Origin of the sequence: Rossellomorea yichunensis (genome assembly GCF_032337515.1) — a bacterium.
In the GTDB taxonomy this organism is placed as follows: domain Bacteria; phylum Bacillota; class Bacilli; order Bacillales; family Bacillaceae_B; genus Rossellomorea; species Rossellomorea yichunensis.
Genome location: NZ_JAVYAD010000006.1, coordinates 34,078 through 58,212, shown reverse-complemented (window position 1 = coordinate 58,212; position 24,135 = coordinate 34,078). Strand labels below are relative to the sequence as shown.

Below are 24,135 nucleotides of genomic sequence, written 5' to 3'. Positions count from 1 at the left end.
TTTCGTGATTTGTTCATTTACAGGTTTTTCTATGTACAGATGGAATTCTGATAGAATACACGAAATAAACCCAAGCCATAAGCTTGGGTTTATTTCAAATATATTTAGGTTTTCACGACATTAACTGTAAGCTAACTCTTTCCCGTTTAGACCAAGCGTCTCTGCTGTTGAAGCATGAATTTCTTTAAACAGCTCCGGGTTTTCCACTAGTGACAACCCAAATGAAGGGATCATTTCTTTCAGTTTTGGTTCCCACTCATTCATATGCTGCGGGAAGCATTTTTCAAATAACTCAAGCATAACGTGAACGGCAGTAGAAGCTCCAGGGGAAGCACCGAGTAATGCAGCTACCGAACCATCAGCGGCACTAACCACTTCCGTACCGAATTGAAGTGTTCCTTTCCCGCCTGCCTCAGTATCTTTGATTACCTGCACACGTTGGCCGGCTACTACGATATCCCAATCCTCGAGTTTAGCATTAGGAATAAACTCCCGTAGTTCTTCCATGCGCTTTTCATTCGACAACAACACTTGCTGGATCAGATATTTGGTCAACGACATCTCTTTGGCACCTGCCGCGAGCATCGTGAGGACGTTATTCGGTTTTACGGAACCGATTAAATCCATATTTGATCCCGTTTTTAAGAACTTGGGCGAAAATCCGGCAAACGGTCCAAACAGTAACGATTTTTTGTTATCGATATATCGTGTATCAAGATGAGGAACGGACATTGGAGGAGCCCCCACCTTGGCTTTACCATATACTTTGGCATGATGCTGCGCTACTACTTCCGGATTGTTACATACCATAAAAAGTCCGCTTACCGGGAATCCTCCAATATGTTTTGATTCTGGAATACCGGTTTTTTGCAGTAGAGGAAGACTACCGCCACCACCGCCGATAAAGACAAATTTTGCTGTGTGATGTTCGATTATTCCGCTATCAATATTATGCACCTTGACTTCCCAAGATCCGTCACTGCTACGTTTAATATCCTTCACACTATGCTTGTAGTTTATCTCGACATTTTGCCTCGTTAAATGGTCAAACATCATTCGTGTTAAAGCCCCGAAGTTGACGTCCGTCCCGGAGTCGATTTTGGTTGCCGCTATCGGTTCATTCGATGTACGGCCTTCCATGATAAGCGGAATCCACTCCTTCAGCTTTTCAGGGTCATCGGAAAACTCCATCCCTTGAAACAAGGGATTACTTGACAGCGCTTCCAATCGTTTTTTCAAAAACGCTACATTTTTTTCCCCTTGGACCATACTCATATGAGGTATAGGCATGATAAAGTCTTGCGGATTACCTATCAAATCTTTGTTTACAAGATAAGACCAAAACTGTCTTGAAAGTTGGAACTGCTCATTGATTTTTACCGCTTTACTTATATCTATCGATCCGTCAGATTTCTCGGACGTATAGTTGAGCTCGCATAATGCAGCATGCCCCGTACCCGCATTATTCCATTCGTTCGAACTTTCTTCTCCTGCACTTGCGAGTTTCTCAAACACTTTGATTTCCCATTCCGGTGCTAACTCTTTCAGCAAAGATCCCAAAGTCGCGCTCATGACTCCGGCACCAATTAAAATAACGTCTGTTTTTTTCTGTATGCTGCTCATGATAACCTTCCTTACTCTTTATATTTTCAGAAAAGAGTAAGCGCTCATGCTCGGGTCTCACTTAAAGCAAGGCGCCACCCTGGAACTCACCTGTTCTGTTATAACCATACCACAATCTATTATAATGATTTAGGGATCAAAACATCTACCATTATCTGATAATTATATACTATTTAGAGCTTTTAAAAAAGTGCAAAGTCCGTTTTCAAAGACTTGGTAACCTAGTAAACAAAAAATATGGGCATAGGAATCTCTTCCCACCACCATCCTCTAAAGCCTTTGCGGAAACCTGAACACCTTATACGGATCGTACTATTTTGTTCACTCAGTCCAATTTATTTGCGTTCTTCTGGAAGGTAGGCCATTTCAATGCGCACTTCCTTGTTCTTAACATCATCATTTGAATAGGAAATGGTATTGAAACCTATCATGTCAAAGTCATTTCTCAAGTAAAACTGTACAGCAGGGTAATTGGAAGTCTGCGTTTCCAACATGATGGACCTGACATTCAATTCATTAGCTCTTTTCTTCGCTGCCGCGATTAAGCTATTACCAATTCCAAGTCGTTGAAACCCGGATTTAACATACAAATCATGAATCAACAAAGTATGATTCCATCCCATTTCCTGAATCACCATAATGGCAGCTTCTTCTCCATCCCAGTCTGCCAGATAGACTTCAGATCCTTCTTTATAAGGTTCAAAAATTTCTTCCTCTATCTCTTTTACAAAAGGTGTTTCAAACGTTTCTTCCTTTAAACAAAAACTCCAGCCATTTTCTGCTTTTTCACTATGTAGCTGATAATATTTTTGAGATGTATAGGTATAATACACTTTTTTTCCAAATGGAAAGTCTTTTTTGTGAATCTGTCGAATGGTTAACATTATGACCTCCTATAAATTTTTTGAAAGAACCGCCCTTCATATGGAACGGTTCGGGGAACGGAAGGTTTCATTTAGAATGACTAAGGGCTGGGACAAAACTACAAAACCACGATAAAAAGACGTACAATAGAAGTGTAGGGTCTTAATACCGCTAATGATTTCCGTGCAAGACTACGCTTTCCGCGGGTAGCCCGTGAGCCTCCTCGGCAAGCCTGCGGGTAGAAAAGCGGGAGGGGCTTCGCTCAGAGGCGGTTGGCATAAGGCGGAGCGGCCTTGAAGGCGTTCTTTGCCTTCATGGACGATCTGCCTTATGACATTTGCCTCTAAGCCCTATAGCTGGACAAGTCTCACATAAGCTACTTTTCCCGCAGGAGTCTTCGTCTTGCACTCCAATCAACCGCTGGATATAGCTAAAATCAAATGATTCGAAAATAAATAATAAACCCGAACAAATCTGCACACTAAAAAGCAAATTTGTTCGGGTTTAACTTAGGCTAAAACATTTTTGTCCCAGCCTCTCTTATTATTAATCTCTTTCCCTGGCCACCTGCGTATCCCGGATATTTTTCTGAATGGTGATAGCCGCAAATAGGCTAAGCACAAATGACATACCATAAAATCCTTTTTCGCTTAAGATGATACTACCGGCATTATAAAGTCCGATCGCCATCAAGGAAATGGCTACAATCACTGCAAACCAACTGAGCCCGTAATAGATGCCCGAAACAGGGATATCCTCTTCCTTGTCCCTTACTGCTTTTTGCAGGGATACAGCTGCATACAATCCGAATATCAATACAGCAAAGTAATATCCCTTCTCATTCAGTTCCATTCCTGCATTGAACAGGCCGATCAGATAAGCGGAAACACCTACCACCAAAGCTGCCCAACTCGCCCCTTTAAATGCGGAAGTCGGTTCCCCTTCTTTTCTTTCCACCTTGATCTTTGGTTTCTTTTCATCATTCTTCATTAACGGGTTTTCATTCAATTCAGACATTAGCCGCTCCCCTTTACTTCATTCAATATGCAGGAATTACCCTGCTGCCTTAAGAATTATTATAGCAATTTTTTACAGATTTTGTTTACTATAATGAGTGAAATTTTCACTTATATGGGATGATTTTTTTTCGCAAAAATGGCCAGTCCCCAGTACGCGTAGCGTTAGCTTGCTGGCCCACCGACCTTTTTTTCGTCTATCTTTTATCGTTTTTCTTTCATTCATGAAAAAACACGACGTATCATCCCCTTGCACTTTTCGCTTTTTACTATTAAAGTATATACTGGTTGAAATCCAGTCTAACTGGGAATGGATAAAACTGAAGGACTTTACTTTTTAATTTTGGGAACATGTTTTCCTTAAGGAAAGGGTTTAAATATATTATGAAAGATAATTTTTGGCATGAGTTGCCTCGGCCGTTTTTTGTTCTCGCACCGATGGAAGCCGTGACCGATGTCGTTTTCCGTCATGTCGTGAGTGAAGCGGCGAGACCTGATGTGTTTTTTACAGAGTTTACGAATACAGAAAGCTACTGCCATCCGAAAGGGAAAGACAGCGTACGCGGGCGTCTTACGTTCACTGCAGATGAACAGCCGATCGTCGCCCACATTTGGGGGGATAAGCCCGAATATTTCCGTGAAACGAGTATCGGTGTGGCTAAAATGGGCTTTCGCGGAATTGATATCAATATGGGCTGCCCAGTGCACAATGTCGCAGCAAACGGGAAAGGCTCAGGCCTGATCCGCCGCCCGGATGTAGCAGCGGAAATCATCCAGGCAGCCAAAGCGGGAGGACTTCCCGTCAGTGTGAAGACCCGTCTTGGTTATACCAAAGTGGAGGAATGGCACGACTGGCTGAAGCACCTGTTGGAACAGGATATTGTTAATCTGTCTATTCACCTCCGTACCAAAAAGGAAATGAGTGACGTTGATGCTCACTGGGAACTGATTCCGGAGATCAAGAAACTACGTGATGAAATTGCCCCTGATACATTACTAACGATCAACGGCGACATCCCTGACCGCCAAAAGGGACTTGAACTTGCGGAGAAATACGGCGTGGACGGAATTATGATCGGACGGGGGATCTTCCATAACCCGTTCGCTTTCGAAAAAGAGAAGAAAGAGCATACCAGCCAGGAACTGCTCGATCTCCTGCGACTGCAGCTCGATCTTCATGATAAATACTCCGAAGAACTCGAGCCACGGCAATTCAAACCGCTTCGCCGCTTCTTTAAGATTTACGTCCGCGGGTTCCGGGGAGCGAGTGAGCTGAGAAATCGTCTGATGGAATCAGAATCCACCGATGAGGTTCGTGCTCTGCTTGATGAGTATGCAGATGCAGTGAAAGATGAGGAAGGCTTTTCTGTGTCTAAGTAAAGCTCATTTCATTTTTGTATAGAGTAAAAAAGGTCAGTCCCCCAGTGTTCGTTAACTTACTGGGGGGTCTGACCCTTTATTTTGCCTCTATTTATGGTACGGCTCACCCCGATTAATCCGAAATGCACGATAAATCTGCTCCACCAGGATCAGCCGCATCAATTGATGGGGGAAAGTCATCTTCGAAAAAGAAAGGGTTTCATTAGATCTCTTGATCACATCATCACTCAACCCAAGTGATCCACCAATAACAAACGCCACTTTGCTTTTCCCGTACGTAGCAAGCTTGTCCAGATTATCGGCGAGATCTTCCGATGAACGCATTTTCCCTTGGATCGCCAGGGCAATGACATGGTGGTCAGGAGAGATCTTAGCTAAGATTCGTTCGCCTTCTTTATTTTTTACTTGCTCCATTTCAGAATCACTCAACACTTCCGGAGCTTTTTCGTCGGCAAGCTCGACGATTTCTATCTTTGCATAAGCACCTAAGCGCTTTGCATATTCATCTATTCCTTGCTTTAAATATTTCTCTTTTAATTTACCAACCGTTACAATGGTGATATTCACTATCCACACTCACTTTACAAACAATTTACAAACACGTTATCCACAGACTTTATCCACATATCCACATATCCATTCCACATATCGTATGGGAATATTAGTTCGCCACTATATATATTGCGTTATTCCCACAATATTCACATGTTGTGGATAACTTCTTTTCTTCAGAAAGCTCAGTCAGTTGAGGCGCTACCTCATGCTCATCGACGACAATATCCATCGCTAATTCTACATGCTCTAAGCAGCAGTAAATCATGTCGTTTCCTCCTAATCTTTGGTCTGATTTTAGAGTATATACTTATCCACAGTTATCATATCATGTAAAGAAAAAGCAGGAAAGGGCGCTTTGCCTTCCTGCTTTTTGCTTATCCACATTCTATAATCTGGACTCGTCGGTGAGTTTCATGGTTACTTCTTTCTTTTCTCCATTTCGATAGAGTGTGACTTTCATCTGATCGTTTACATCTTTCTTGTTATAAAGATGCTTTCTTAACTCAATGACATTTTCAATTTTCTCTCCGTCAAGCTCCGTAATCACATCCAGCTCTTGTAATCCGGCCTGGGCTGCTGGAGAATTGGGAACGGTTTGTCTGATCATGACACCATAATTGATTTCTTTCGGAAGCTTCAATGTTTCCTGCTGATGATAGGCAGAAATTTTATTCACATCCTCAAGTGTCACACCCATTGCAGGGCGCTTGACCTCACCGTACTGCTCAAGGTCTTCAATTATCGGCTGAGCATAGTTGATCGGGATGGCAAGTCCGATCCCTTCTACTGCACTCTGTGCGATTTTCATTGAGTTGATACCAATTAACTGTCCGGAAATATTAATGAGCGCTCCACCACTGTTCCCCGGATTGATGGCTGCATCAGTTTGCAGAACTTCTGCATTCCAATCTTCCATTCCATCCTGGTTAATATCGACCGGAATCGTTCTCTCCACACCTGACACAACCCCCTGTGTCACTGAGCCGGAAAATTGCAGTCCTAGCGGGTTACCAATCGCAATAACAGGTTCTCCCGCTTTTAGCTTGTCTGAATTTCCAAACTCCGCAATGTCATCTTTCTTGATTTTACTTCCATCGATTTCGATTACAGCCAGGTCTGTCCAGATATCCGCACCACGCATTTCAGCAGGCACCTTAGTCCCGTCCGCAAGCGTCACTTCCAGCTGATCTGCACCTTCCACCACGTGATTATTGGTCACAATATAGACTTTACTGCCTTCTTTCTTATACATAACCCCGGATCCTGTACCAGCCTGTTGATCCTGGGTTTGTCCTTCACCCTGTCCCCAGAAGCTTTGAGATTGGATATTCGTGATTCCTACAACAGAGTCTCCAGCTTTCTCTACGGCCTTCGTCACATCCGTTGTCACATCGACAGAAACATTTTGAGTGGCACCATTATGATAAGCGTCATCAGTCTCTTTCAGATCCTCGTCGGGTTGAATTGAATATGGTAAGATGTCAAAGTTGGTTAACTGAGGAATCGCCACAATAACCAAGATTGCTCCAAGTACAACTCCCAATAGCCCGGCAAGGAACATTCCTCCCCGATTGCCCTTTTGCCTGCTCCGGCTTTCAGAATTATGATCCGAATCATAATATCCCATATAACTTCATCCTTTCTACGTTCTATTCCTTTTGTTATTTTATCTTTACAAGCATGATTATAGTCAGGTTTAATTAAAAAATAATGAAAAAAGGGAAGGAATTTCATAAAGTTGGTAAATATGTAAACCCCAAAGTGGAGGTAGCTTGATTAGAAGACAAAAAAAGGTGAAGACATCAGCCCTCACCTTTTTCATACCTTCAAAAGAAAAATCGTAAACATTTGAATCGGTTTAAATGGCAACTAAAGGTGTTGGTACTTTAGGGTCCGTATCAAATAGGTCAATTTGTTCTCCTACTACTATTCCTTTTGACTCGAGTGTTTGTGTCACACTCATTCTGGCTAGATCTTTCATATTATTGTCGAGGCTGAGATGGGCTAAATAAATTCCTTTTGTCTTATCACCCATCACTTCACTCATGGCAATGGCAGCATCCTCATTGGATACATGTCCATAATCACCAAGAATACGACGCTTTATATTCCACGGATACCGGCACATTCGGAGCATCCCCACATCATGATTACTTTCAAATACATACGCATCGGCATTGGAAATGATCCCTTTCATCCGATCACTTACATATCCCGTGTCCGTTACCAGAACAAGCTTTTTCTCTCCCTGGTGGAAAATATAGAACATCGGTTCTGCCGCATCATGCGATACCCCAAAGGACTCAATGCTCAATCCACCAAAGTGCTTGGCTGTTTCCATATCAAACGAAAACTTCTGTTCCGTATCTATTTTCCCTACTAACCCGTCCATGGCATTCCATGTCTTATCGTTGGCGTAGATAGGAAGCTTGTACTTTCTCGCAAGTACACCAATTCCCTTGATATGATCACTATGCTCGTGGGTAACAAGAATACCCGATAAATCTTCTATCTTTCTATCTATCCGACTGAACAAGCCTTCCATCTGCTTGCCGCTCAATCCTGCATCGACAAGAAAAGAATGCTCTTCCGTCTCCACAAATATCGCATTTCCTGTACTGCCACTGGCAAGTACACTAAAATGCATCGTCATATCTCTCACTCCAATGTTTCTTTGTCCGGTTCGGTGACCTTTACTATCTGTGCTTCCACTGCATTAATAAATAAATCTTCTTTCTTCCCTTCTTTTTCAACAATGAAATGCCAGGTTGGAGCCAATACTTGATAATCATCAATCGGCACAAAAGTTGTATAACAAAGACTGGGAACATCTACGATTTTACTGCCATTGGCGATTTCATTGTTTTCCACTAAAAACCTTAGAGCATCAAAAGGGGTAACCAACGATTTTTTTCCAGTGGATTCTTTAATATTTTCCAACAATGTTTGTTTATAGGATACAATTTCCCTTTCTGAATTCAAATACAAAATCAACTTTCCATTCTCGTTATTAAAAATTTTCCTGTCATTGTACGTTTGATAATAGACAAGGGTTTGATCTTCTTTACTGTATTTCCAAAAGCTATATTGCTCACCATTTATGATATTTTCTTTAAGGAAATCCTTTAATTCAGCAGGTGAAAAGTCCTCACTGATGGATATAGGTTCCTTCAAAATTGCATTGATCGTATTATCATTCACAGTTTTTACTTCTTGATTTTTTATTTTCCCAAGATCTTTTTCACTGATTTTTTTTGTAGTAACTCTAATATAAGCATCTTTTATTGGTTCTTTTGACAGCTTTTGAGGATAGGTTATTTTGGCCGCTTTTAGCGTTTCTTCAAAAGAAGTCTGCACTATTGTATCAGGATTACTCGCACGGATTTTATCCATGAATATCGTCAATAGAAATATATCTAAAACCAGAAAGACGATAATGAATATACTTTTTGTTTTATTCCAATCCATCGGTTAGAACCCCTCCAATTCTTCAAGAGGTATTCTTAACCAATTGCCGCTAAACTTGTAATACCAGGAAGGTTCAAAGATGATGAAATTTTTATTGGACTCATTTGAATCTCTTGTCATTCTATACCCTATGACAATATCCTCCACATCTTCTAGTCCTTTCGTACGGTTCTGTTTCAATGCATATAATACAGAGGCACCCGATGGAAGTAATACATCTCGAATTTCATTTTTTGAAACCATGTCCAATTTAAAGAACGGTCGATTATACTTGCTGATTGATTCACTTCCCCACACTTGAGACACCTCAGCCATATTATTCTCATTGAAAACAGGGTGGTTCTCCATAAAGAGCCGATACACAATCTTATTTTCAATTGGACTAATGGAATAGAAATGATAGTCATCCGTCCAACCACCATGATCATTGACAAATTCCATGCTTTTCTGGAATAAAGAAACGGGTGGCAGAGAAGTGTTTTCATCCACAGATAAATTCACATATGAAAGAGTATTGTATTCTTCATTCGTCTTCATAAAGCTTGGTACATTAATAAAGGTGTTTTTTGTCACCTCGACATTGTTTGGATCGCTGAATAATGCTTTTTTGAAATCATCCAAAGATAGTGTATCTGAATAGTATCTATAGCTTTTATACTCTTTTGGTAACTTCGGAAGGAAAATGTTTCTTTTAGAGTTCAATGGCTGCTCAATATACTCATCATAGGAAACAACCTGTTTCAGAAATGTTTTCTCGAATTTTTGTAAACTTTCAACACTGACACGACACTCATAAAAATACTTTTCATTAGAATTGAGGGATACAAAATACACAGTCCCCGCGTCGGAGTTTACAGTGTTTAAATCAATTACAATGCGGTCAAATGAAGCGGTGGGAACCTTTTTATCTTCCAAATGAATAACCCGGCTATAGATGGAAAGAGGTACATTATCAGGGAATACAATCTCTACTTTCTTTTCTCCTTGTATCAATGATTTGATTTCGTCTCTGGAGTATTGATTTGAATAGTCCTTCAAATCAAACAGAGTCCAGCTACTTAAATCTTTTATAACCTTATTCATTTCATCACCATCTAAAGTCCCGACCGTTTTGTTACTAGAATGATAAAAAAGTTGATACGGTTTGATCAACACCTTTGAAAGATCCGTCTCCTCAATTTTTTCACCCACTGAAACCTCAAAGGTTTCAGTACTATCTATCGTGTCGTACCCAGGTTGATACGTCCAAAGATTAAAGGTTAGAAAAATACTGATACAAACAAGCAATGTTAATACTATCGATTTTATTTTTTCGTATTTCATGACCAATCATCCTCTTGTGCGGTATCATATGGGAGGGTAAATATGATCGTCGTTCCTTTACCTTCAGTACTGGTCGCCCATACGTCACCACCGTGCGCTGAAATCATTTCTTTCGCAATCGCAAGACCGAGACCCGTACCACCCATTTGTCTTGTTCTGGCTTTGTCGACACGGTAGAAACGTTCAAAGATTTTTTCTAAGTTTTCTTTAGGTATGCCTAATCCTTGATCCGATACACTGATTTCAACGTAGCCTTCTTTTTCTTGGACTTGAAACGTAATCGTTCCACCCTCTGGGGAATATTTCAATGCATTCGAAATAATATTATCTAAAACCTGCGTTATTTTATCCTGATCGACCTCTACGAACAATGCCTTGTCCGGTAAAAAGCGTTGAAATGTCACATTAATATCTTTCGTCATTTCAAATCGATCGATGATTTTATGGAAAAAGAGGATAAAGTCTACCCAATCTTTATTAAATCGATAGTCTTTGCTGTCCATTTTAGAGAGTTGTAGAAGATCATTGACAAGTCTGATCATTCTCTCGGTTTCATTTTGGGTGACATCCAGGAATTGAGGGGCTATTTGCTCATCCTGCCATGCACCTTCTGCAAGAGCCTCTAAGTAACTTCTCATCGTGGTAAGAGGTGTTCTGAGCTCATGAGAGACATTGGCTACAAATTCCCGTCGTTCCAAATCAATTTTCTCTTGTTCGGTTATATCATGTAAAACGGCGATCAGGCCATTCACAAACCCGGTCTCTTTTTGAATGATAGAGAAATTAGCCCTCAGGATATAAGGTTTATCCTTTGTGCTGTAATCTAAAATGATGGATTCCTGTTCATTGGACAAGTCATCAAAAGTATATTCTTCATCCAACCCTAATAATGAAACAATCGGTTGAGAGACGACTGTTTCACGTGAAACATTAAGCATGCTTGCTGCAGGATCGTTGATGAGAATGACTCTTCCTTTTCGATCGGTTGCAATGACCCCATCCGTCATGTAAGAGAGGACGGATGAAAGCTTTCTGCGCTCTCCTTCTGTCGTTGCCTGTGCTTCCTGCAGGCGCTTAGTCAAATTGTTAAACGTAATGGCAAGCTGACCAATCTCATCATAACCATACACTTTAACTTTTCTGGAAAAATTCCCTTTCGCCATGGCCAACGCTTGTTTTCGCATATCCGAAATTGGCCTGGTGACGGTTTGAGCTAACAAAACTCCCAGTATAGCCGTTATGATAAGAGCAATCAGGGTACCGTTGGTGAAGATTTTATTAATGTCGTTCATTTGGTCATAGACCCTCTCAATTTCACCAACGATATATATGGCACCAATCACTTCATCATTAGATTCAATTGGTTTCGAATGCACCCAGATACGGTCATTTGTTTGATTATCGAGATACGTATTTTCAGAAGAGACACCTAAGGCAAGTACCCTTTTCACATCTTTATCGGACGTCACTCTGTTTACAAGTTTTTGATTATTGGGATCCGAAGTACCGATGATCCGTTTTCGATTATCAATTACCCGGATTTCAGCGATATCTGAATTCTTGCTGCTATCTTCTAATATTCTTCTAATGTCTTCTTCTTGCGTAGGGTCATCTTCTCCACGCACTTTCACCATTTCTTCTCTAATCGTGTACTCTAACAATTCTACTCTATTTGTAATAGAAGATTGGAAGTTCTCAACAAGCTTCTGCTCAAGTTCCCTCACAAAATAAACCCCAATAATCTGCATGGCGAGAAGAATAAGCAGAACATAAATCAAAACGAATTTCAGATGTATTGAACGGGTTAAACCAACTTTCTTCATTACAAATTACTCCTGTTCAGGATTTCGTAAGTAATAACCGACTCCTCTACGTGTTACGATCCAGGTAGGGTGACTTGGGTTGTCTTCAATTTTCTCGCGAAGACGTCTGACGGTAACATCAACCGTACGTACATCTCCGTAGTAATCATAACCCCAAACAGTCTGAAGCAAATGTTCACGGGTCATCACTTGTCCAATATGCTTCGCTAAATAATGAAGAAGCTCAAACTCACGATGTGTCAGCTCAATCGTTTCCCCTCTTTTCGAAACAACGTACGCATCAGGATGGATGGTTAAAGAACCGACCGTGATTTCATTGTTCTCATCTTCCGCATTTTGCTGTGCCCCTTGCTGATGGCGTCGCAAATTAGCTTTCACTCGGGCAATCAATTCACGTGTACTAAAAGGTTTCGTTACATAATCATCAGCACCCAGTTCTAACCCCAGCACCTTATCAATTTCAGAGTCTTTCGCTGTCAGCATAATGATAGGCATTTCATACTTCTTCCTGATTTCACGGCAAACTTCCATTCCATCACGATTTGGAAGCATAATATCAAGAAGGACAAGATCAGGCTTGATTTCTTCCGCCATCTTGACGGCTTCGTCACCATCGTAAGCGCAATGTACTTCATAACCCTCTTTTTTCAAATTAAACTGTAGTATATCTGCAATTGGTTTCTCATCGTCAACGACTAATATTTTCTTTTCCATGTCAATTGATCTCCTTTAGAAAAAAGTAATGTATCATATAAAGTTGTGATTAGTATTGGATTCTTCCTTTAAATTTACCACTATCTCCATATTAATTCATCTTTAACTCTATCATAACCCTTATTTCATTTCTTTTTGACTACAATCTAAATATAACAAAGGGGACTGACAAATAAAATGATTGTGTCAGTCCCATGATTGATTACCTATATAAAATTACAAAACATCTAATGGATTAATAAGTGATCCATTTTTGTAAACTTCGATATGCAGGTGAACTCCTGTAGATTCACCAGTTGTACCCATGATACCGATTTTTTGGCCTCTTTCCACCGTTTGACCGGCAGAAACTGAAATGGAATCTAAATGAGCATAAATCGTTTTATATCCATTTCCATGATCGATCACAACTTTATTTCCATAACCGCCATCATCCCAACCGGCAGAAACGACTCTTCCGTTATCTACGGATTTAATTGTAGGATTATCTGGTCGCGCAATGTCGATCCCTTTATGAACTTTACCCCATCTTGGTCCTTGTTTAGAGGAAATATAACCGCCATTTGTCGGCCATGCAAAGTTTCCTGATCCCCTGGATGGAGTTGCTTTTGTTCCTTTGATGACAATATATTTCACTGGATCTTTTAGTTTCTTCTCTTCTTTTACATTCTTCTCTTTTTGAGAACCGTTCACTTCTGTCGTTTCAAACGTAACGGATTTCTCACCTTCTTGACCTTCCTGCTTCACTTTCGTATCGCCTTTATTCATAGAAGAGTCTTCTACTACTTCTTTCTCATAGGCAATCTTTTCGATCTTGTTTGCTTCTTTTTTAACAAGTACATGGACAAGAGGTTCATAGACGGTCACATTCAACTCGGAACCGACTTTCAGTGCATCGTCTTCTTTCAGCTCTGAGTTTAACTCCAGCAGCTTCCCGGTGGTTAACTGATGCTCTTCTGAAATCGTACCAAGAGCATCACCTTTCTGAACCTTATATTTCTTTTCTTCTAAGGTACCCTTCTTAAGAAGATCTGCTGCTTCCTCAGAAGACATCATATCTTCCGGCTCCACTTGAGTCTTCTTCATCTCTACCTGTTCTTTAAAAGAAACTTCTAATAAACGTGTTTCATTATCCTTTAAAGCGGGTAGAGAAGAGGATGAAGAGTCATTTTTCCGCGCTTCCAATTCGTTTAGCTCATCTTCAGAAACATAGTTGAGCTTAAAAGACTTTAAAGCTTCTTCAGCAGCCTTTTCGTCTTTAACAAAAGCAACCGGTTTATTGTTCACAACTACAGCAAAAGCATTTGCTTCAATTGATACTGATTTATTTACATTTTCAATTACCTTTTGATTGTTTGTTTTCACAGCAGTAAACACATTCTCAGGTATGTACGTTACATCATGATTAAAATCAACCTGGAAATCCGTGTACTCCTTCTTAGCTTCAGCCATTTTTCGATCAAGAACCATTTCAACCTCTTCTTGATTTGTAACAGCTCCTACATACTCACTACCCATGTATACATGATAGATGGTTTTCAGATTTTCATCCGTTCCTGTACTTGCTGCCGCAGATGAAAAGGTCAAAGTCGTCAGAGCGAGGGCTGTAATCCCTACCCTTTTTACAAATTGATTAGATCTATGTCGAATATTAAGTTTTTTATATTTTTCTAAAATGGGTGTTAATTTCTCTCCAAAACTCATTGAGTTGCCTCCTATAAACTAAAGCAAAAATCCCAGTTACGGTAGTTCATTAAGCCTAATTTAGTAAAATTCTATAAAATTCGTACTTTACTAATTTACCATAATTCGACGAAATCCGGGACACAGAATCACGATTGTAATAAAACTGTATAATTGATTAGAGCTCAAAGAAAGCGCTTCAATGGCGTTTTTAGCGTCACAGTGGGAATTGCGTGGGTCTAAAGGTGGATGAGCCGTTGAAACAATGATGGTAAAAATTAGAGGGATTTTATTATGTTTTATTACAATAGTGTTACAAAGACAAATAAAAAAGTACTACGAGAGTCAAAGTCGTCGCAGTACTTTTTGTAAGATGGCTCAGGACGGAATCGAACCGCCGACACATGGATTTTCAGTCCATTGCTCTACCAACTGAGCTACTGAGCCATATCGTTTTAAAAGAATCTATTATGTAAATGGCGGTCCGGACGGGACTCGAACCCGCGACCTCCTGCGTGACAGGCAGGCATTCTAACCAACTGAACTACCGGACCAAAAATTTTTGCGATAGCAAAATAGCTAACTATCAACTTACACTAGTTTAATATTCTCTTGAAAGCAACACTATTTATCACTTTGAGAAAATAATAATGACCCATACGGGATTCGAACCCGTGTTACCGCCGTGAAAGGGCGGTGTCTTAACCGCTTGACCAATGGGCCATATAGAGAAAAAATGGTGAGCCATGAAGGATTCGAACCTTCGACCCTCTGATTAAAAGTCAGATGCTCTACCAACTGAGCTAATGGCTCTAAGTATATATATAAACACGAATAGCAAGCTTGATCAAAGCCGCTTTCATGACAACGAAATTAATATTATCACAGTATGAATGTCGAGGGCAATAGTTTTTTTGGATTTATTGTCGAAAATTATTTCTTGGGGAATAATCATGGGGAAATGCACCTGTTTGGGGAGGTGCATTTCCCTATTCACTTTTCTACTTTTGTTTAAATGGCAATGTATGAATCCTTCCTTTTCCTATACCATGGGATTCGATGCTTACTGTATTCAGAATTCTGGTTGCAAGAGCAGAAGATGAGATGACTAAAAAGTCTTTTAGTTGTTGTCCAGTTATTTTTTCTCCAAATAGCAAATAATATTGCTCTAGTGCTAGAAGATGGGCCCATTTGGACTTAGTTCTGCACAAAGGACAATACCATGATCCATATACTCTATTTAAGGGACGGTATTTGCAGTTTTCACAAAAGATTCCTTTCAATATTTCATTCCTACCAACTTTATAATGTTCAAGAACTGATGGATTTAGAGGTGTATCGTGTTTATTAATAAGTTCAATTATCTTTCTAATATCCTTATCTAGTAGAATGCTTTTTGGGAGTGCATTTTCTATTTGAGAGATTTTTTGTGGTAGAGAAGCTGCGTGGATGACTTGTAGACTTATATCCTTGTCATCTGAACGGATAATGGTGTGAGGATTACTGATAACAATGATAGTGCGGATAGGTATTAGGGGTAAATGATGATGGTTTAACCATTTTCTAAATTGAGATTCCTGCATATTGACTTGAATAGTTGGATCAGGTAGGGCAATTTCCACGCCATTCTTCAGTTGTATCATCTGATTGAAGGTAGTATCAAAGTCGACTGTCCCTGCTATATTTTTCACCTCAATTATGATTGCAAAACGGTTTGTTAATAATAATGTATCAATTTGAAAATAACGACCGTTAACAAAAAGCCGGAGGTCATGAAGAATATAAAAATGTTCGCTAGGGAGGAGATTTAAATAATAGTCGATGGATTTCTCACCATAATATCCAGCTAAACTTTTTGATAGATTGTCTTTTATGATGGGGGTCTTTGCATGATTTAAAAGGAGTCTATCAAGGAGGACTTGCAATTTTTGAATTTTAATAGGAAAGGGGCGTTCTTTACTGACCATTTCATCACTCCAATTCAGATTTTCTAAAGTATATTCTACATTTTATAAGAAAATCCTCTTTTTCAAAGGAGATTTTTATGAATATGGGAAGTGAAAAATTTTTATTTTCAACTTCCCACTATTTGTTTTCAACTTTTTAATTTTATTTTCAACTTTTATAACATTATTTTCAACTCTGAATATTTATTTGTAACTTTCATTTTCCACTCTTTCTGCACCTATCAATTCCAAATTACCTCTTCTATATATGTGTACTATCGAATAAAAAAGACCCGCCACCAAAGCACCAACACAACGCTCCAGCAGCAGATCTTCATATCAAATCAACCCTTAATAAGTCAAACTAGCAGCCACAACCAATCCCACTACAATCGCAGCTGAGAAAAGGCTGAATCCGATGGCAATATTACCTTCTTCCACTTTCTTTGCTAAATTCGTCTTAGGTGTCAGAACGTACTCGATGATCCAGTAGGCGATGACTTGAGTCGCGATACCGATGAGTCCCCAGATAAAGGCGTCAAGCAAATTCAGGCTGTTAGCCCAGACGGTGTAGATGACGATGGCGAGTCCGATGGCTTTTCCCCATAGTTTTAGGGCTACGGCAATGTTTCCTTCCCTGATTAAGGTAGCTTCTGAGAATTTGGTGGTAAAGGCGAAAACGGTGATTCCGAGGATCATCAGTCCAAGGCCCGTTCCGACGTGAGCCAGAAAGCTGAGTAGTGCTTCACTTGTTATGATTTGCATGAGTTTCTCTCCTTTTTATTTCTCCTGTAACCCTACAGGCAGAAAGTATGATTCGTTATCGGTAATGGCGTTACCAGCCCGTATTCCGATTGCACCGGCCGTGCCATTAATTATGAAACTGCCGACCATCAAGCTTGCATTCTTTATTCCTTCATCCGTCTTAATCGCAGCAACAGGCAGAGGGATAAATTGTTGGAATACTGGCAGGGTCTGCTTATAGGTTTCTTTTTTGTCTTCTAAAAGGATCTTTCCTGTCGCTTCAATGATCTTGACCGTATCTCCTTCACGGCCAAATGCAGGCTTTTGAACGTAGGTGATCCCATTCTTCTCGAATTGATCAGAATCTAAGTATGTTGGAAGAAAGTATTGTTCGATCCATTGATGTTCCTCATCTGTATAGAAGGCACTACATGCTTCATGAAGACCCCATATAAGTGCTTGAACTCCTTTAGACTGGAGTAAAAAAGCGGAGGGAGGATTCAAGATGGCAACCTTTCTTTCCAATACCATTTGCATCAGGTCTAAGCCTACATGTTCTTCTGTAAGAGGGTCCCTGTCATCAATGAGATGTTCGATAGGATACGTTGGCCGGTACAATACGTCGATCCGCTCCCCTTTAGGAGTATAAAGACCATCTTCTCTAATCTGCAGCTGATCCAGACCTACATATTCAGACGGAACACCTGAAAGCTTTTGTAGATATTTTGTTGTCAGGTGATCCTCTTCGTGATCCTGGTGAGAGGTGAAGACGATCTTTGGTTCTCCTTCCCGTTGCAAAGACTTCCAGGAAGATAAGAGTGCCCGCTTTAGCTCTTTCGCTAATCCCACCTCGAATCCCTCATTAGGATTTGAACACCCGAAATACTGACAAACCTTTTCATTCACATGGTAAAGCTCTTTGATAAAGGTGGGGGTGTCGCTATTGAATTCTAATAGTTTGATTTCCCCATCACTTACAACGAAATCAAAGCGACCAACAATGCACTCTTGAGCAATGGATTTAAATTTTATATAGGCAAGGGATTCCTTTGGAAAACCCAGCTCCAGAAGAGTATCATCTTCCAGTTCACGAAGTAGATCCGCACTTTTTTGATAAATAGTGTACACTCTTCGGGATGCTTCATGTATCGCTGAAATCGTGTCACGTGATTCCATCTTAATATCCAATAACGAGTACTCCATGTCATATAAATCATGCCAAAATTCCGGAATGGTCTGATAGAACGAGTTTCTTTTTTCACGGTGAGAGGCTGTCATGGTTATCCTCCGAATCCGCCTTTTGAGCCGCTTCCGATTCCTGATTTGTAGCTCTTGGAATAGGATTTATAGCTCGAGAAATTTTTCAGGCTGGATTTGTTTTTAAACATTCTTCCGGCGAAGTAATAGTAGCCGAAATTAGATGAGCGGTCGTCATCACAATAATACGTGCCGCTTTCGTCATCCCAATCCCAGTCGTCACAGTCAACATCAGTCGGTTCAGGAGGCAGGTCCTGATTTCCGCAGCCGGTCACAGATATCGCCATTACGGATGCTGCGACACCTGCCATCATTTTTTTCGTTTTGTTCATCGGCTTTCCTCCTCTAGCTTATAGCCCGTTGCTTTTACATATAATATATACACATACCGATCCTCATCGATTTCAGCAGAATCACGCTCCCATTCAGCCCCCTCAATATAATAATAAACAGAACCGATGACACTTAGAATATCGAGATGGTAATCATGGTGTTCTATTTTTAAAATCGGGTGGTTGCTTCGCGGATTCAATTCGCGAATCTCCAGCACCAATCCTTCAGGTGGAAATAGGGGATCCGTAACAGGTTCTTCTTCATACGTTTCTACATATAGTATAAATTGATTCCCTTCAATGGCTGAAGAAAGCTGACGATACGTCACACCTTCTTTTACAAAAAATTCGCATTCCCTTCTTGCCAGGATTTGTTCTAATTCGATATCAGGGTAATGATAGATCGCTTCATACGTATCATTGCCTTTTCGTAAACGGTATTCCAGTACTTGTTGTTTCATTTGTCGACACCAGCCTCCTGATTGGAAGGATATGATTTCTATAAATATACGAACCACTGAGGAAAAGGTTTCATTCCACAGGGATTCATTGGTATTATTGAACTATGATTTTTTTCGTAAGGAGGGTATGTATGATTATATTTCAAAGGCTTTGGAAACAGATCACGAAGATGGACTTCGGTTTCATTCTTCTATTATCCCTGATTATTATCCTGTTTGGAACCTTTGGCAGCCATTTTTTGGAGCCTGAAACATTTCCTACGCTTTTTGATGGGTTCTGGTGGACGATGACGACCTTGACCACTGTCGGATACGGAGATTATTTTCCCGTTTCGGTGGGAGGAAGATTGTTGGGAATCTTCCTGTTTATCTTTGGAATCGGGATTATTGGGGTGTTGATCAGTAAAACCGTTGATTCCATTACCACATTTCAGAAATTCAAGAGGGAGGGAAAGTTAGTGTATACATATGAAGATCATTATATCTATATCAATTGGTCGAAGAAAACAGAGAGAGCCATTGAGGAAATCCTTGCTCATGTGCCAGACGCTGAAATCGTCCTTATTGACATGCTTCCCATCACACCCATTGAGCATGAACAGGTTCATTTCATTCAAGGCGATCCTTCAGATGAAAACGTATTATTGAAAGCCAATATCTTTGAGGCGAAACGAGTCGCGATTTTCTCCGATTCAAAGATTGAAGATCCGTCCCTTGTAGATGGGAAAACCTTATTGATTGCGTCTGCCGTTGAGGGATTATCTAAGACGCATGAGAAATCAGTCCACACGATTGTGGAAGTGTCAGAGGACCGTCACATTCCTAAATTCCAGCATATTGCCGTTGAGGACTTTATCTTATCCAATGATTCCGTTTCTTTATTAATGGCAAAAGCAACACTTCATCCTGGAACGACCAATTTATTCAGACAGTTACTCAGTAAACGATACGGCAATAATATTCACGAATTCAGTGTAAAAGAGAATTGGAAAACCATCAAGCAGGCTTCTGAGGAGCTGCTTGAAAAGGGAGCTATTCTGCTCGCCGTGAATGATAATATGGATTTCACCGATGCCATGAACCGGGAACTGCATGCTGATGACGTTCTTTATGTCGTATGTCATGACAGAGTGTACGAACAATTAAATCAATAAAAAACTCTCAGCCTCTAAATGGCTGAGAGTTTTTTATGTTGATTAATTCGGGCTCCACACGCTGCGAACTACATTTGTTTGAGAGCGGTCAGGACCAACTGAGAAGATGGAAAGAGGGATACCAGTTAATTGAGATACGCGCTCTAAGTAGTGACGTGCATTCTCTGGCAGATCCGTTAACGTTTTACATTCTGTAATGTCTTCTGTCCATCCTGGAAGCTCTTCATATACTGGTTCACATTCAGCTAGAATGTTCAGGTTAGCAGGAAATTCTTCCATGACTTCACCTTTGTATTTGTACGCAACACAGATTTTTAAGTTTTCGATTCCAGTTAATACATCGATTGAATTTAATGAAAGATCTGTTAAACCACTAACACGACGTGCATGACGTACAACCACGCTGTCGAACCAGCCGACACGGCGAGGGCGGCCAGTCGTTGTTCCGTACTCACGTCCTACTTCACGGATTTTGTCTCCGATTTCGTTCTTGAGTTCCGTCGGGAAAGGTCCGTCCCCAACGCGGGTTGTGTAAGCTTTTGATACTCCAACTACGTGGTTGATTTTTGTCGGGCCTACTCCAGAACCGATTGTTACTCCACCAGCTACCGGGTTAGAAGAAGTAACAAATGGATATGTACCTTGATCAATATCAAGCATAACCCCTTGAGCCCCTTCAAATAAAACGCGGCGACCGTTATCGATGGCATCGTTCAATACAACGGATGTGTCCACAACATAGTGCTTAATTTGTTGACCATACTCATAGTACTCATCCAGAATATCTTCAATGTTGAAGCCTTCTGTTTCATAGAATTTTTCAAAAAGGCGGTTTTTCTCTTCAAGGTTACGAGCAAGCTTTTCTTCAAAAGATTGACGATCCAGAAGATCTGCGATACGGATTCCGACACGTGCCGCTTTATCCATATAAGCAGGACCGATTCCTTTTTTCGTTGTACCGATTTTATTGGCACCTTTGCGTTCTTCATCAATTTCATCAAGCTTTAAGTGGTATGGAAGAATCACATGTGCACGGTTGCTGATTCGCAGGTTGTCTGTTTTCACATCGCGATCGTGAAGATACTTTAACTCTTTCACAAGAGCTTTAGGATCGACAACCATCCCATTTCCGATTACGGATGTTTTTTCGTTATAGAAAATACCAGATGGAATTAAGTGTAATTTATATGTTTCTCCGTCAAACTTAATCGTATGACCCGCGTTGTTCCCACCTTGGTAACGCGCGATAACTTCTGCATGTTCAGAAAGGAAGTCAGTGATCTTTCCTTTTCCTTCGTCTCCCCATTGCGTACCTACTACTACTACTGAAGACATATTAAGCACCTCCGACGGGAATTAGTATTCCCTCTTTTATCAAACAAACTCATTTTATCAACACTAAAAAGGAAAGTCAATGAAAACACGAACGTTTATATGGGTGATTATATTTATGTTCGTATAATTTCGGGCTTTTGTCCCGAAAATCCTGTAGTTTAAGAATTTTGAGACAAATAAAAAGGCTCAACTAAAAGCGAATAGTGATAGTGTGAAAACAGGGACCGTTCCTTTCCGCTCCAGGCACTTGCTTTCCGCTACAATCCACTCTGCACTTCTACACTCTTACTAACCTATAAATATGGATAGACAATCACAGAAAGCTCTATTGAAGATAGTCTGTTCCAAAATACAAACTATTTACAGATGAACACCAAATTAGCCTCATTATGATAGCTCAACTATTTGCTTCGTTCCATTACTCTTCCATAGAGATTGTCAGGGGATTTGCTAGACTCCTATTAAAAATAGGCGGGTCAAGAACTCCGCAGCGAATGCGAGGAGGCATGACCGGTCGTCCGCGGAAAGGGAGAGAATCCACTGACAATCAAACAGTTTGCTAAATTGAACAGAGCATTTGAATGAAGTATTAAGCATGTTTACGTAACGAGCATTAACAGAAAGTTATGATAGCGCAATTTAGAAACTTTTGCTAATCTAAAATAAGCATTTTGAATTTTACATACAATTGAATACTGAGGTGACGATGTGATGATTAAACGTTTTTTCAGCTATTACCGGCCCCATAAGCGGCTTTTTTACATTGATTTTGCCTGTGCCGTGTTGGTCGGGCTTTTAGAATTAGGGTTTCCCATGGCGGTTTCATGGTTTATCGACTCCCTATTGCCTGAGGGAAACTGGAGTACCATATTGGCGGTTTCCGCCGGCCTGCTTGTTCTTTACCTACTTAGTTCGAGTATGCAGTTTGTCGTGAACTACTGGGGACATAAGCTCGGGATCAATATCGAAACGGATATGAGACGGGAATTGTTTCACCATGTTCAACGACAATCCTTCCGTTTCTTTGATAACACGAAAACGGGTCATATTATGAGTCGTGTGACAAACGATCTGATGGACATAGGGGAACTTGCCCATCACGGACCTGAAGATCTGTTCATCGCGGTCATGACCTTCATTGGTGCATTTTGGATCATGCTTACAATTAATATGGAGCTTGCCCTTGTTGCTATTATTATTGTTCCATTTCTTGTGTGGCTTATTTCTTATTCGAATATAAAAATGAATAAAGCCTGGACAAAAATGTACGGAAATATCGCCGATGTAAACAGCCGCGTTGAAGACAGCGTTTCCGGAGCGAGAGTGGTTCAGTCTTTTACGAACGAATCATATGAAATGGAACGATTCAATGAAAATAATCAATTCTTCCGCAAATCCAAGCTGAAAGCGTATAACGTGATGAGCGTGAATTTATCCGGTATCTACATTACGACTCGATTGATGACCTTGATCATTCTTGTGTACGGAGCGTGGTTAAGCTTTTCCGGAGTGCTCTCTTATGGAGAACTTGTTGCCTTTATTCTTTATATCAATGTCCTGTTTAAACCGATCGACAAGATATCAGCCCTCCTTGAGTTATATCCGAAGGGAATGGCCGGCTTCAAACGCTTCACTGAACTAATGGATATGGAACCTGATATTGAAAATCGTCCACATGCCATAGAAGTACCCACTCTACGTGGTGATATTGCTTTTGACGACGTTACGTTTGGTTATGAGTCGAACCGCCCTATTTTAAGGGATCTATCCTTTACCATTCAATCAGGGCAGACCGTGGCGTTTGTCGGGCCATCAGGTGCAGGGAAAACAACGATCTGCTCCTTGATTCCACGCTTCTATGATATTGAAGAAGGAGCCATCACCATTGATGGCATCGATATCAGGGAGATGACGAAGGAATCCCTGCGTGCTCAAATAGGAATCGTTCAGCAGGATGTATTCTTATTCACCGGGACTCTTCGGGAAAATATCGCATATGGAAAACTTGATGCTACACAGGAAGAGATTGAAGAGGCAACGAGACGTGCTCATCTGACCGATCTCATTGCCTCCCTTCCAGAAGGATATGATACTCAAATAGGGGAAAGAGGACTGAAGCTGTCCGGTGGTCAAAAGCAGCGCTTATCCATCGCCCGTATGTTCCTGAAGAATCCACGAATCTTGATTCTGGATGAAGCCACCTCCGCTCTGGATACGGAAACGGAAGCGATCATCCAAGACGCTTTAAATGAATTGGCAAAAGATCGGACCACGCTTGTCATTGCCCACCGATTAGCGACGATCCGCAAGGCTGACCGCATTATGGTCGTCACCGAAAACGGCATCGCTGAAGATGGTACTCATGAGGAACTGCTCTCGAGAGAGGACGGTATCTTTACAAGACTTCATGCTCATCAGCATGCAACCATTCTATAAAAATAAAAAAAAATCCAAGCA

General features: G+C 40.7%; 21 protein-coding genes and 4 tRNA genes. 3 read left to right on the top strand and 22 right to left on the bottom strand.

The window, feature by feature from the left end; translation table 11 throughout:
* Positions 1–120: 120 nt before the first annotated feature.
* The 3 genes from RSX31_RS16550 to yiaA form a co-directional block, all read right to left on the bottom strand.
* A complete protein-coding gene (locus RSX31_RS16550) occupies positions 121–1,623 on the bottom strand; it encodes a malate:quinone oxidoreductase (protein WP_315635232.1) in 1,503 nt (500 codons plus the stop codon).
* Positions 1,624–1,958: 335 nt separating this feature from the next.
* Positions 1,959–2,507, bottom strand: coding sequence for a GNAT family N-acetyltransferase (locus tag RSX31_RS16545; protein WP_315635231.1), 549 nt, complete (start codon positions 2,505–2,507; stop codon positions 1,959–1,961).
* 526 nt (positions 2,508–3,033) lie between these two features.
* Positions 3,034–3,504: an inner membrane protein YiaA gene (yiaA, locus tag RSX31_RS16540; protein WP_148970579.1), complete on the bottom strand. Its 471-nt coding sequence runs from the start codon at positions 3,502–3,504 to the stop codon at positions 3,034–3,036.
* A gap of 383 nt (positions 3,505–3,887) precedes the next feature.
* Between yiaA and RSX31_RS16535 the strand changes: the two genes are divergently transcribed.
* Positions 3,888–4,883 carry a tRNA dihydrouridine synthase gene (locus RSX31_RS16535; RefSeq protein ID WP_148996481.1) on the top strand — a complete coding sequence of 332 codons (996 nt, stop codon included), beginning with the start codon at positions 3,888–3,890 and terminating at the stop codon, positions 4,881–4,883.
* A gap of 87 nt (positions 4,884–4,970) precedes the next feature.
* Here the strand turns inward: RSX31_RS16535 and rlmH are convergent, their stop codons facing one another.
* The 18 genes from rlmH to RSX31_RS16445 form a co-directional block, all read right to left on the bottom strand.
* Entirely contained in the window at positions 4,971–5,450 is a 480-nt protein-coding gene (gene rlmH / locus RSX31_RS16530; protein ID WP_148996247.1) for a 23S rRNA (pseudouridine(1915)-N(3))-methyltransferase RlmH, read from the bottom strand.
* A gap of 94 nt (positions 5,451–5,544) precedes the next feature.
* Entirely contained in the window at positions 5,545–5,703 is a 159-nt protein-coding gene (locus RSX31_RS16525; protein ID WP_113969385.1) for a CxxH/CxxC protein, read from the bottom strand.
* Positions 5,704–5,823: 120 nt separating this feature from the next.
* Positions 5,824–7,065 carry a S1C family serine protease gene (locus RSX31_RS16520; RefSeq protein WP_148970575.1) on the bottom strand — a complete coding sequence of 414 codons (1,242 nt, stop codon included), beginning with the start codon at positions 7,063–7,065 and terminating at the stop codon, positions 5,824–5,826.
* A gap of 231 nt (positions 7,066–7,296) precedes the next feature.
* Positions 7,297–8,091, bottom strand: coding sequence for an MBL fold metallo-hydrolase (locus RSX31_RS16515; RefSeq protein ID WP_315635230.1), 795 nt, complete (start codon positions 8,089–8,091; stop codon positions 7,297–7,299).
* A 5-nt stretch (positions 8,092–8,096) separates the two neighbouring features.
* On the bottom strand, positions 8,097–8,831 hold the full coding sequence (locus tag RSX31_RS16510) for a two-component system regulatory protein YycI (protein WP_187443424.1): 735 nt from the start codon (positions 8,829–8,831) through the stop codon (positions 8,097–8,099).
* 78 nt (positions 8,832–8,909) lie between these two features.
* Positions 8,910–10,229: a YycH family regulatory protein gene (locus RSX31_RS16505; protein WP_315635229.1), complete on the bottom strand. Its 1,320-nt coding sequence runs from the start codon at positions 10,227–10,229 to the stop codon at positions 8,910–8,912.
* Positions 10,226–12,052 (bottom strand): cell wall metabolism sensor histidine kinase WalK, encoded by a 1,827-nt coding sequence (gene walK / locus RSX31_RS16500; protein WP_148970571.1) that lies wholly within the window; start codon positions 12,050–12,052, stop codon positions 10,226–10,228. Before walK ends, RSX31_RS16505 begins: the two co-directional genes overlap by 4 nt.
* Before the next feature lie 6 nt (positions 12,053–12,058).
* A complete protein-coding gene (gene yycF / locus RSX31_RS16495; RefSeq protein ID WP_113969391.1) occupies positions 12,059–12,766 on the bottom strand; it encodes a response regulator YycF in 708 nt (235 codons plus the stop codon).
* 216 nt (positions 12,767–12,982) lie between these two features.
* Complete coding sequence (locus RSX31_RS16490) at positions 12,983–14,470, bottom strand: M23 family metallopeptidase (RefSeq protein ID WP_315635228.1); 1,488 nt, start codon at positions 14,468–14,470, stop codon at positions 12,983–12,985.
* 353 nt (positions 14,471–14,823) lie between these two features.
* Positions 14,824–14,896 (bottom strand) — tRNA-Phe (locus RSX31_RS16485).
* A gap of 30 nt (positions 14,897–14,926) precedes the next feature.
* Positions 14,927–15,003: transfer RNA gene (locus RSX31_RS16480), tRNA-Asp, on the bottom strand.
* A 97-nt stretch (positions 15,004–15,100) separates the two neighbouring features.
* Positions 15,101–15,172: transfer RNA gene (locus RSX31_RS16475), tRNA-Glu, on the bottom strand.
* Between the two features lie 14 nt (positions 15,173–15,186).
* Positions 15,187–15,262 (bottom strand) — tRNA-Lys (locus RSX31_RS16470).
* 188 nt (positions 15,263–15,450) lie between these two features.
* Positions 15,451–16,416: a nuclease-related domain-containing protein gene (locus tag RSX31_RS16465; RefSeq protein ID WP_315635227.1), complete on the bottom strand. Its 966-nt coding sequence runs from the start codon at positions 16,414–16,416 to the stop codon at positions 15,451–15,453.
* A gap of 330 nt (positions 16,417–16,746) precedes the next feature.
* Positions 16,747–17,160, bottom strand: coding sequence for a DUF350 domain-containing protein (locus RSX31_RS16460; protein ID WP_148970568.1), 414 nt, complete (start codon positions 17,158–17,160; stop codon positions 16,747–16,749).
* Between the two features lie 15 nt (positions 17,161–17,175).
* On the bottom strand, positions 17,176–18,417 hold the full coding sequence (locus RSX31_RS16455; RefSeq protein WP_315635226.1) for a glutathionylspermidine synthase family protein: 1,242 nt from the start codon (positions 18,415–18,417) through the stop codon (positions 17,176–17,178).
* 2 nt (positions 18,418–18,419) lie between these two features.
* Entirely contained in the window at positions 18,420–18,728 is a 309-nt protein-coding gene (locus RSX31_RS16450; RefSeq protein WP_148970566.1) for a hypothetical protein, read from the bottom strand.
* Positions 18,725–19,189 carry a hypothetical protein gene (locus tag RSX31_RS16445; protein WP_315635225.1) on the bottom strand — a complete coding sequence of 155 codons (465 nt, stop codon included), beginning with the start codon at positions 19,187–19,189 and terminating at the stop codon, positions 18,725–18,727. The genes RSX31_RS16450 and RSX31_RS16445 overlap by 4 nt, the downstream gene beginning before the upstream one ends.
* A gap of 131 nt (positions 19,190–19,320) precedes the next feature.
* On the opposite strand from RSX31_RS16445, the gene RSX31_RS16440 reads away from it, so the two are divergent.
* A complete protein-coding gene (locus RSX31_RS16440; RefSeq protein WP_148996239.1) occupies positions 19,321–20,343 on the top strand; it encodes a potassium channel family protein in 1,023 nt (340 codons plus the stop codon).
* A 42-nt stretch (positions 20,344–20,385) separates the two neighbouring features.
* Here RSX31_RS16440 and RSX31_RS16435 read toward each other — a convergent pair whose 3' ends face one another.
* Complete coding sequence (locus RSX31_RS16435; protein ID WP_148996238.1) at positions 20,386–21,678, bottom strand: adenylosuccinate synthase; 1,293 nt, start codon at positions 21,676–21,678, stop codon at positions 20,386–20,388.
* Between the two features lie 711 nt (positions 21,679–22,389).
* Here RSX31_RS16435 and RSX31_RS16430 point away from each other — a divergent pair.
* On the top strand, positions 22,390–24,114 hold the full coding sequence (locus RSX31_RS16430) for an ABC transporter ATP-binding protein (RefSeq protein ID WP_315635224.1): 1,725 nt from the start codon (positions 22,390–22,392) through the stop codon (positions 24,112–24,114).
* Positions 24,115–24,135: the final 21 nt, after the last annotated feature.

What these genes read in the sequence shown, in the direction of transcription:
- RSX31_RS16505 (WP_315635229.1), bottom strand. Translation starts at nt 10,229, where the DNA reads ATGAAATACGAAAAAATAAAATCGATAGTATTAACATTGCTTGTTTGT.
- RSX31_RS16440 (WP_148996239.1), top strand. Translation starts at nt 19,321, where the DNA reads ATGATTATATTTCAAAGGCTTTGGAAACAGATCACGAAGATGGACTTC.
- RSX31_RS16525 (WP_113969385.1), bottom strand. Translation starts at nt 5,703, where the DNA reads ATGATTTACTGCTGCTTAGAGCATGTAGAATTAGCGATGGATATTGTC.
- RSX31_RS16445 (WP_315635225.1), bottom strand. Translation starts at nt 19,189, where the DNA reads ATGAAACAACAAGTACTGGAATACCGTTTACGAAAAGGCAATGATACG.
- walK (WP_148970571.1), bottom strand. Translation starts at nt 12,052, where the DNA reads ATGAAGAAAGTTGGTTTAACCCGTTCAATACATCTGAAATTCGTTTTG.
- RSX31_RS16490 (WP_315635228.1), bottom strand. Translation starts at nt 14,470, where the DNA reads ATGAGTTTTGGAGAGAAATTAACACCCATTTTAGAAAAATATAAAAAA.
- RSX31_RS16450 (WP_148970566.1), bottom strand. Translation starts at nt 18,728, where the DNA reads ATGAACAAAACGAAAAAAATGATGGCAGGTGTCGCAGCATCCGTAATG.
- RSX31_RS16545 (WP_315635231.1), bottom strand. Translation starts at nt 2,507, where the DNA reads ATGTTAACCATTCGACAGATTCACAAAAAAGACTTTCCATTTGGAAAA.
- RSX31_RS16465 (WP_315635227.1), bottom strand. Translation starts at nt 16,416, where the DNA reads ATGGTCAGTAAAGAACGCCCCTTTCCTATTAAAATTCAAAAATTGCAA.
- RSX31_RS16430 (WP_315635224.1), top strand. Translation starts at nt 22,390, where the DNA reads ATGATTAAACGTTTTTTCAGCTATTACCGGCCCCATAAGCGGCTTTTT.
- RSX31_RS16515 (WP_315635230.1), bottom strand. Translation starts at nt 8,091, where the DNA reads ATGACGATGCATTTTAGTGTACTTGCCAGTGGCAGTACAGGAAATGCG.
- yiaA (WP_148970579.1), bottom strand. Translation starts at nt 3,504, where the DNA reads ATGTCTGAATTGAATGAAAACCCGTTAATGAAGAATGATGAAAAGAAA.
- RSX31_RS16550 (WP_315635232.1), bottom strand. Translation starts at nt 1,623, where the DNA reads ATGAGCAGCATACAGAAAAAAACAGACGTTATTTTAATTGGTGCCGGA.
- RSX31_RS16435 (WP_148996238.1), bottom strand. Translation starts at nt 21,678, where the DNA reads ATGTCTTCAGTAGTAGTAGTAGGTACGCAATGGGGAGACGAAGGAAAA.
- RSX31_RS16455 (WP_315635226.1), bottom strand. Translation starts at nt 18,417, where the DNA reads ATGACAGCCTCTCACCGTGAAAAAAGAAACTCGTTCTATCAGACCATT.
- RSX31_RS16520 (WP_148970575.1), bottom strand. Translation starts at nt 7,065, where the DNA reads ATGGGATATTATGATTCGGATCATAATTCTGAAAGCCGGAGCAGGCAA.
- RSX31_RS16460 (WP_148970568.1), bottom strand. Translation starts at nt 17,160, where the DNA reads ATGCAAATCATAACAAGTGAAGCACTACTCAGCTTTCTGGCTCACGTC.
- RSX31_RS16510 (WP_187443424.1), bottom strand. Translation starts at nt 8,831, where the DNA reads ATGGATAAAATCCGTGCGAGTAATCCTGATACAATAGTGCAGACTTCT.
- RSX31_RS16535 (WP_148996481.1), top strand. Translation starts at nt 3,888, where the DNA reads ATGAAAGATAATTTTTGGCATGAGTTGCCTCGGCCGTTTTTTGTTCTC.
- yycF (WP_113969391.1), bottom strand. Translation starts at nt 12,766, where the DNA reads ATGGAAAAGAAAATATTAGTCGTTGACGATGAGAAACCAATTGCAGAT.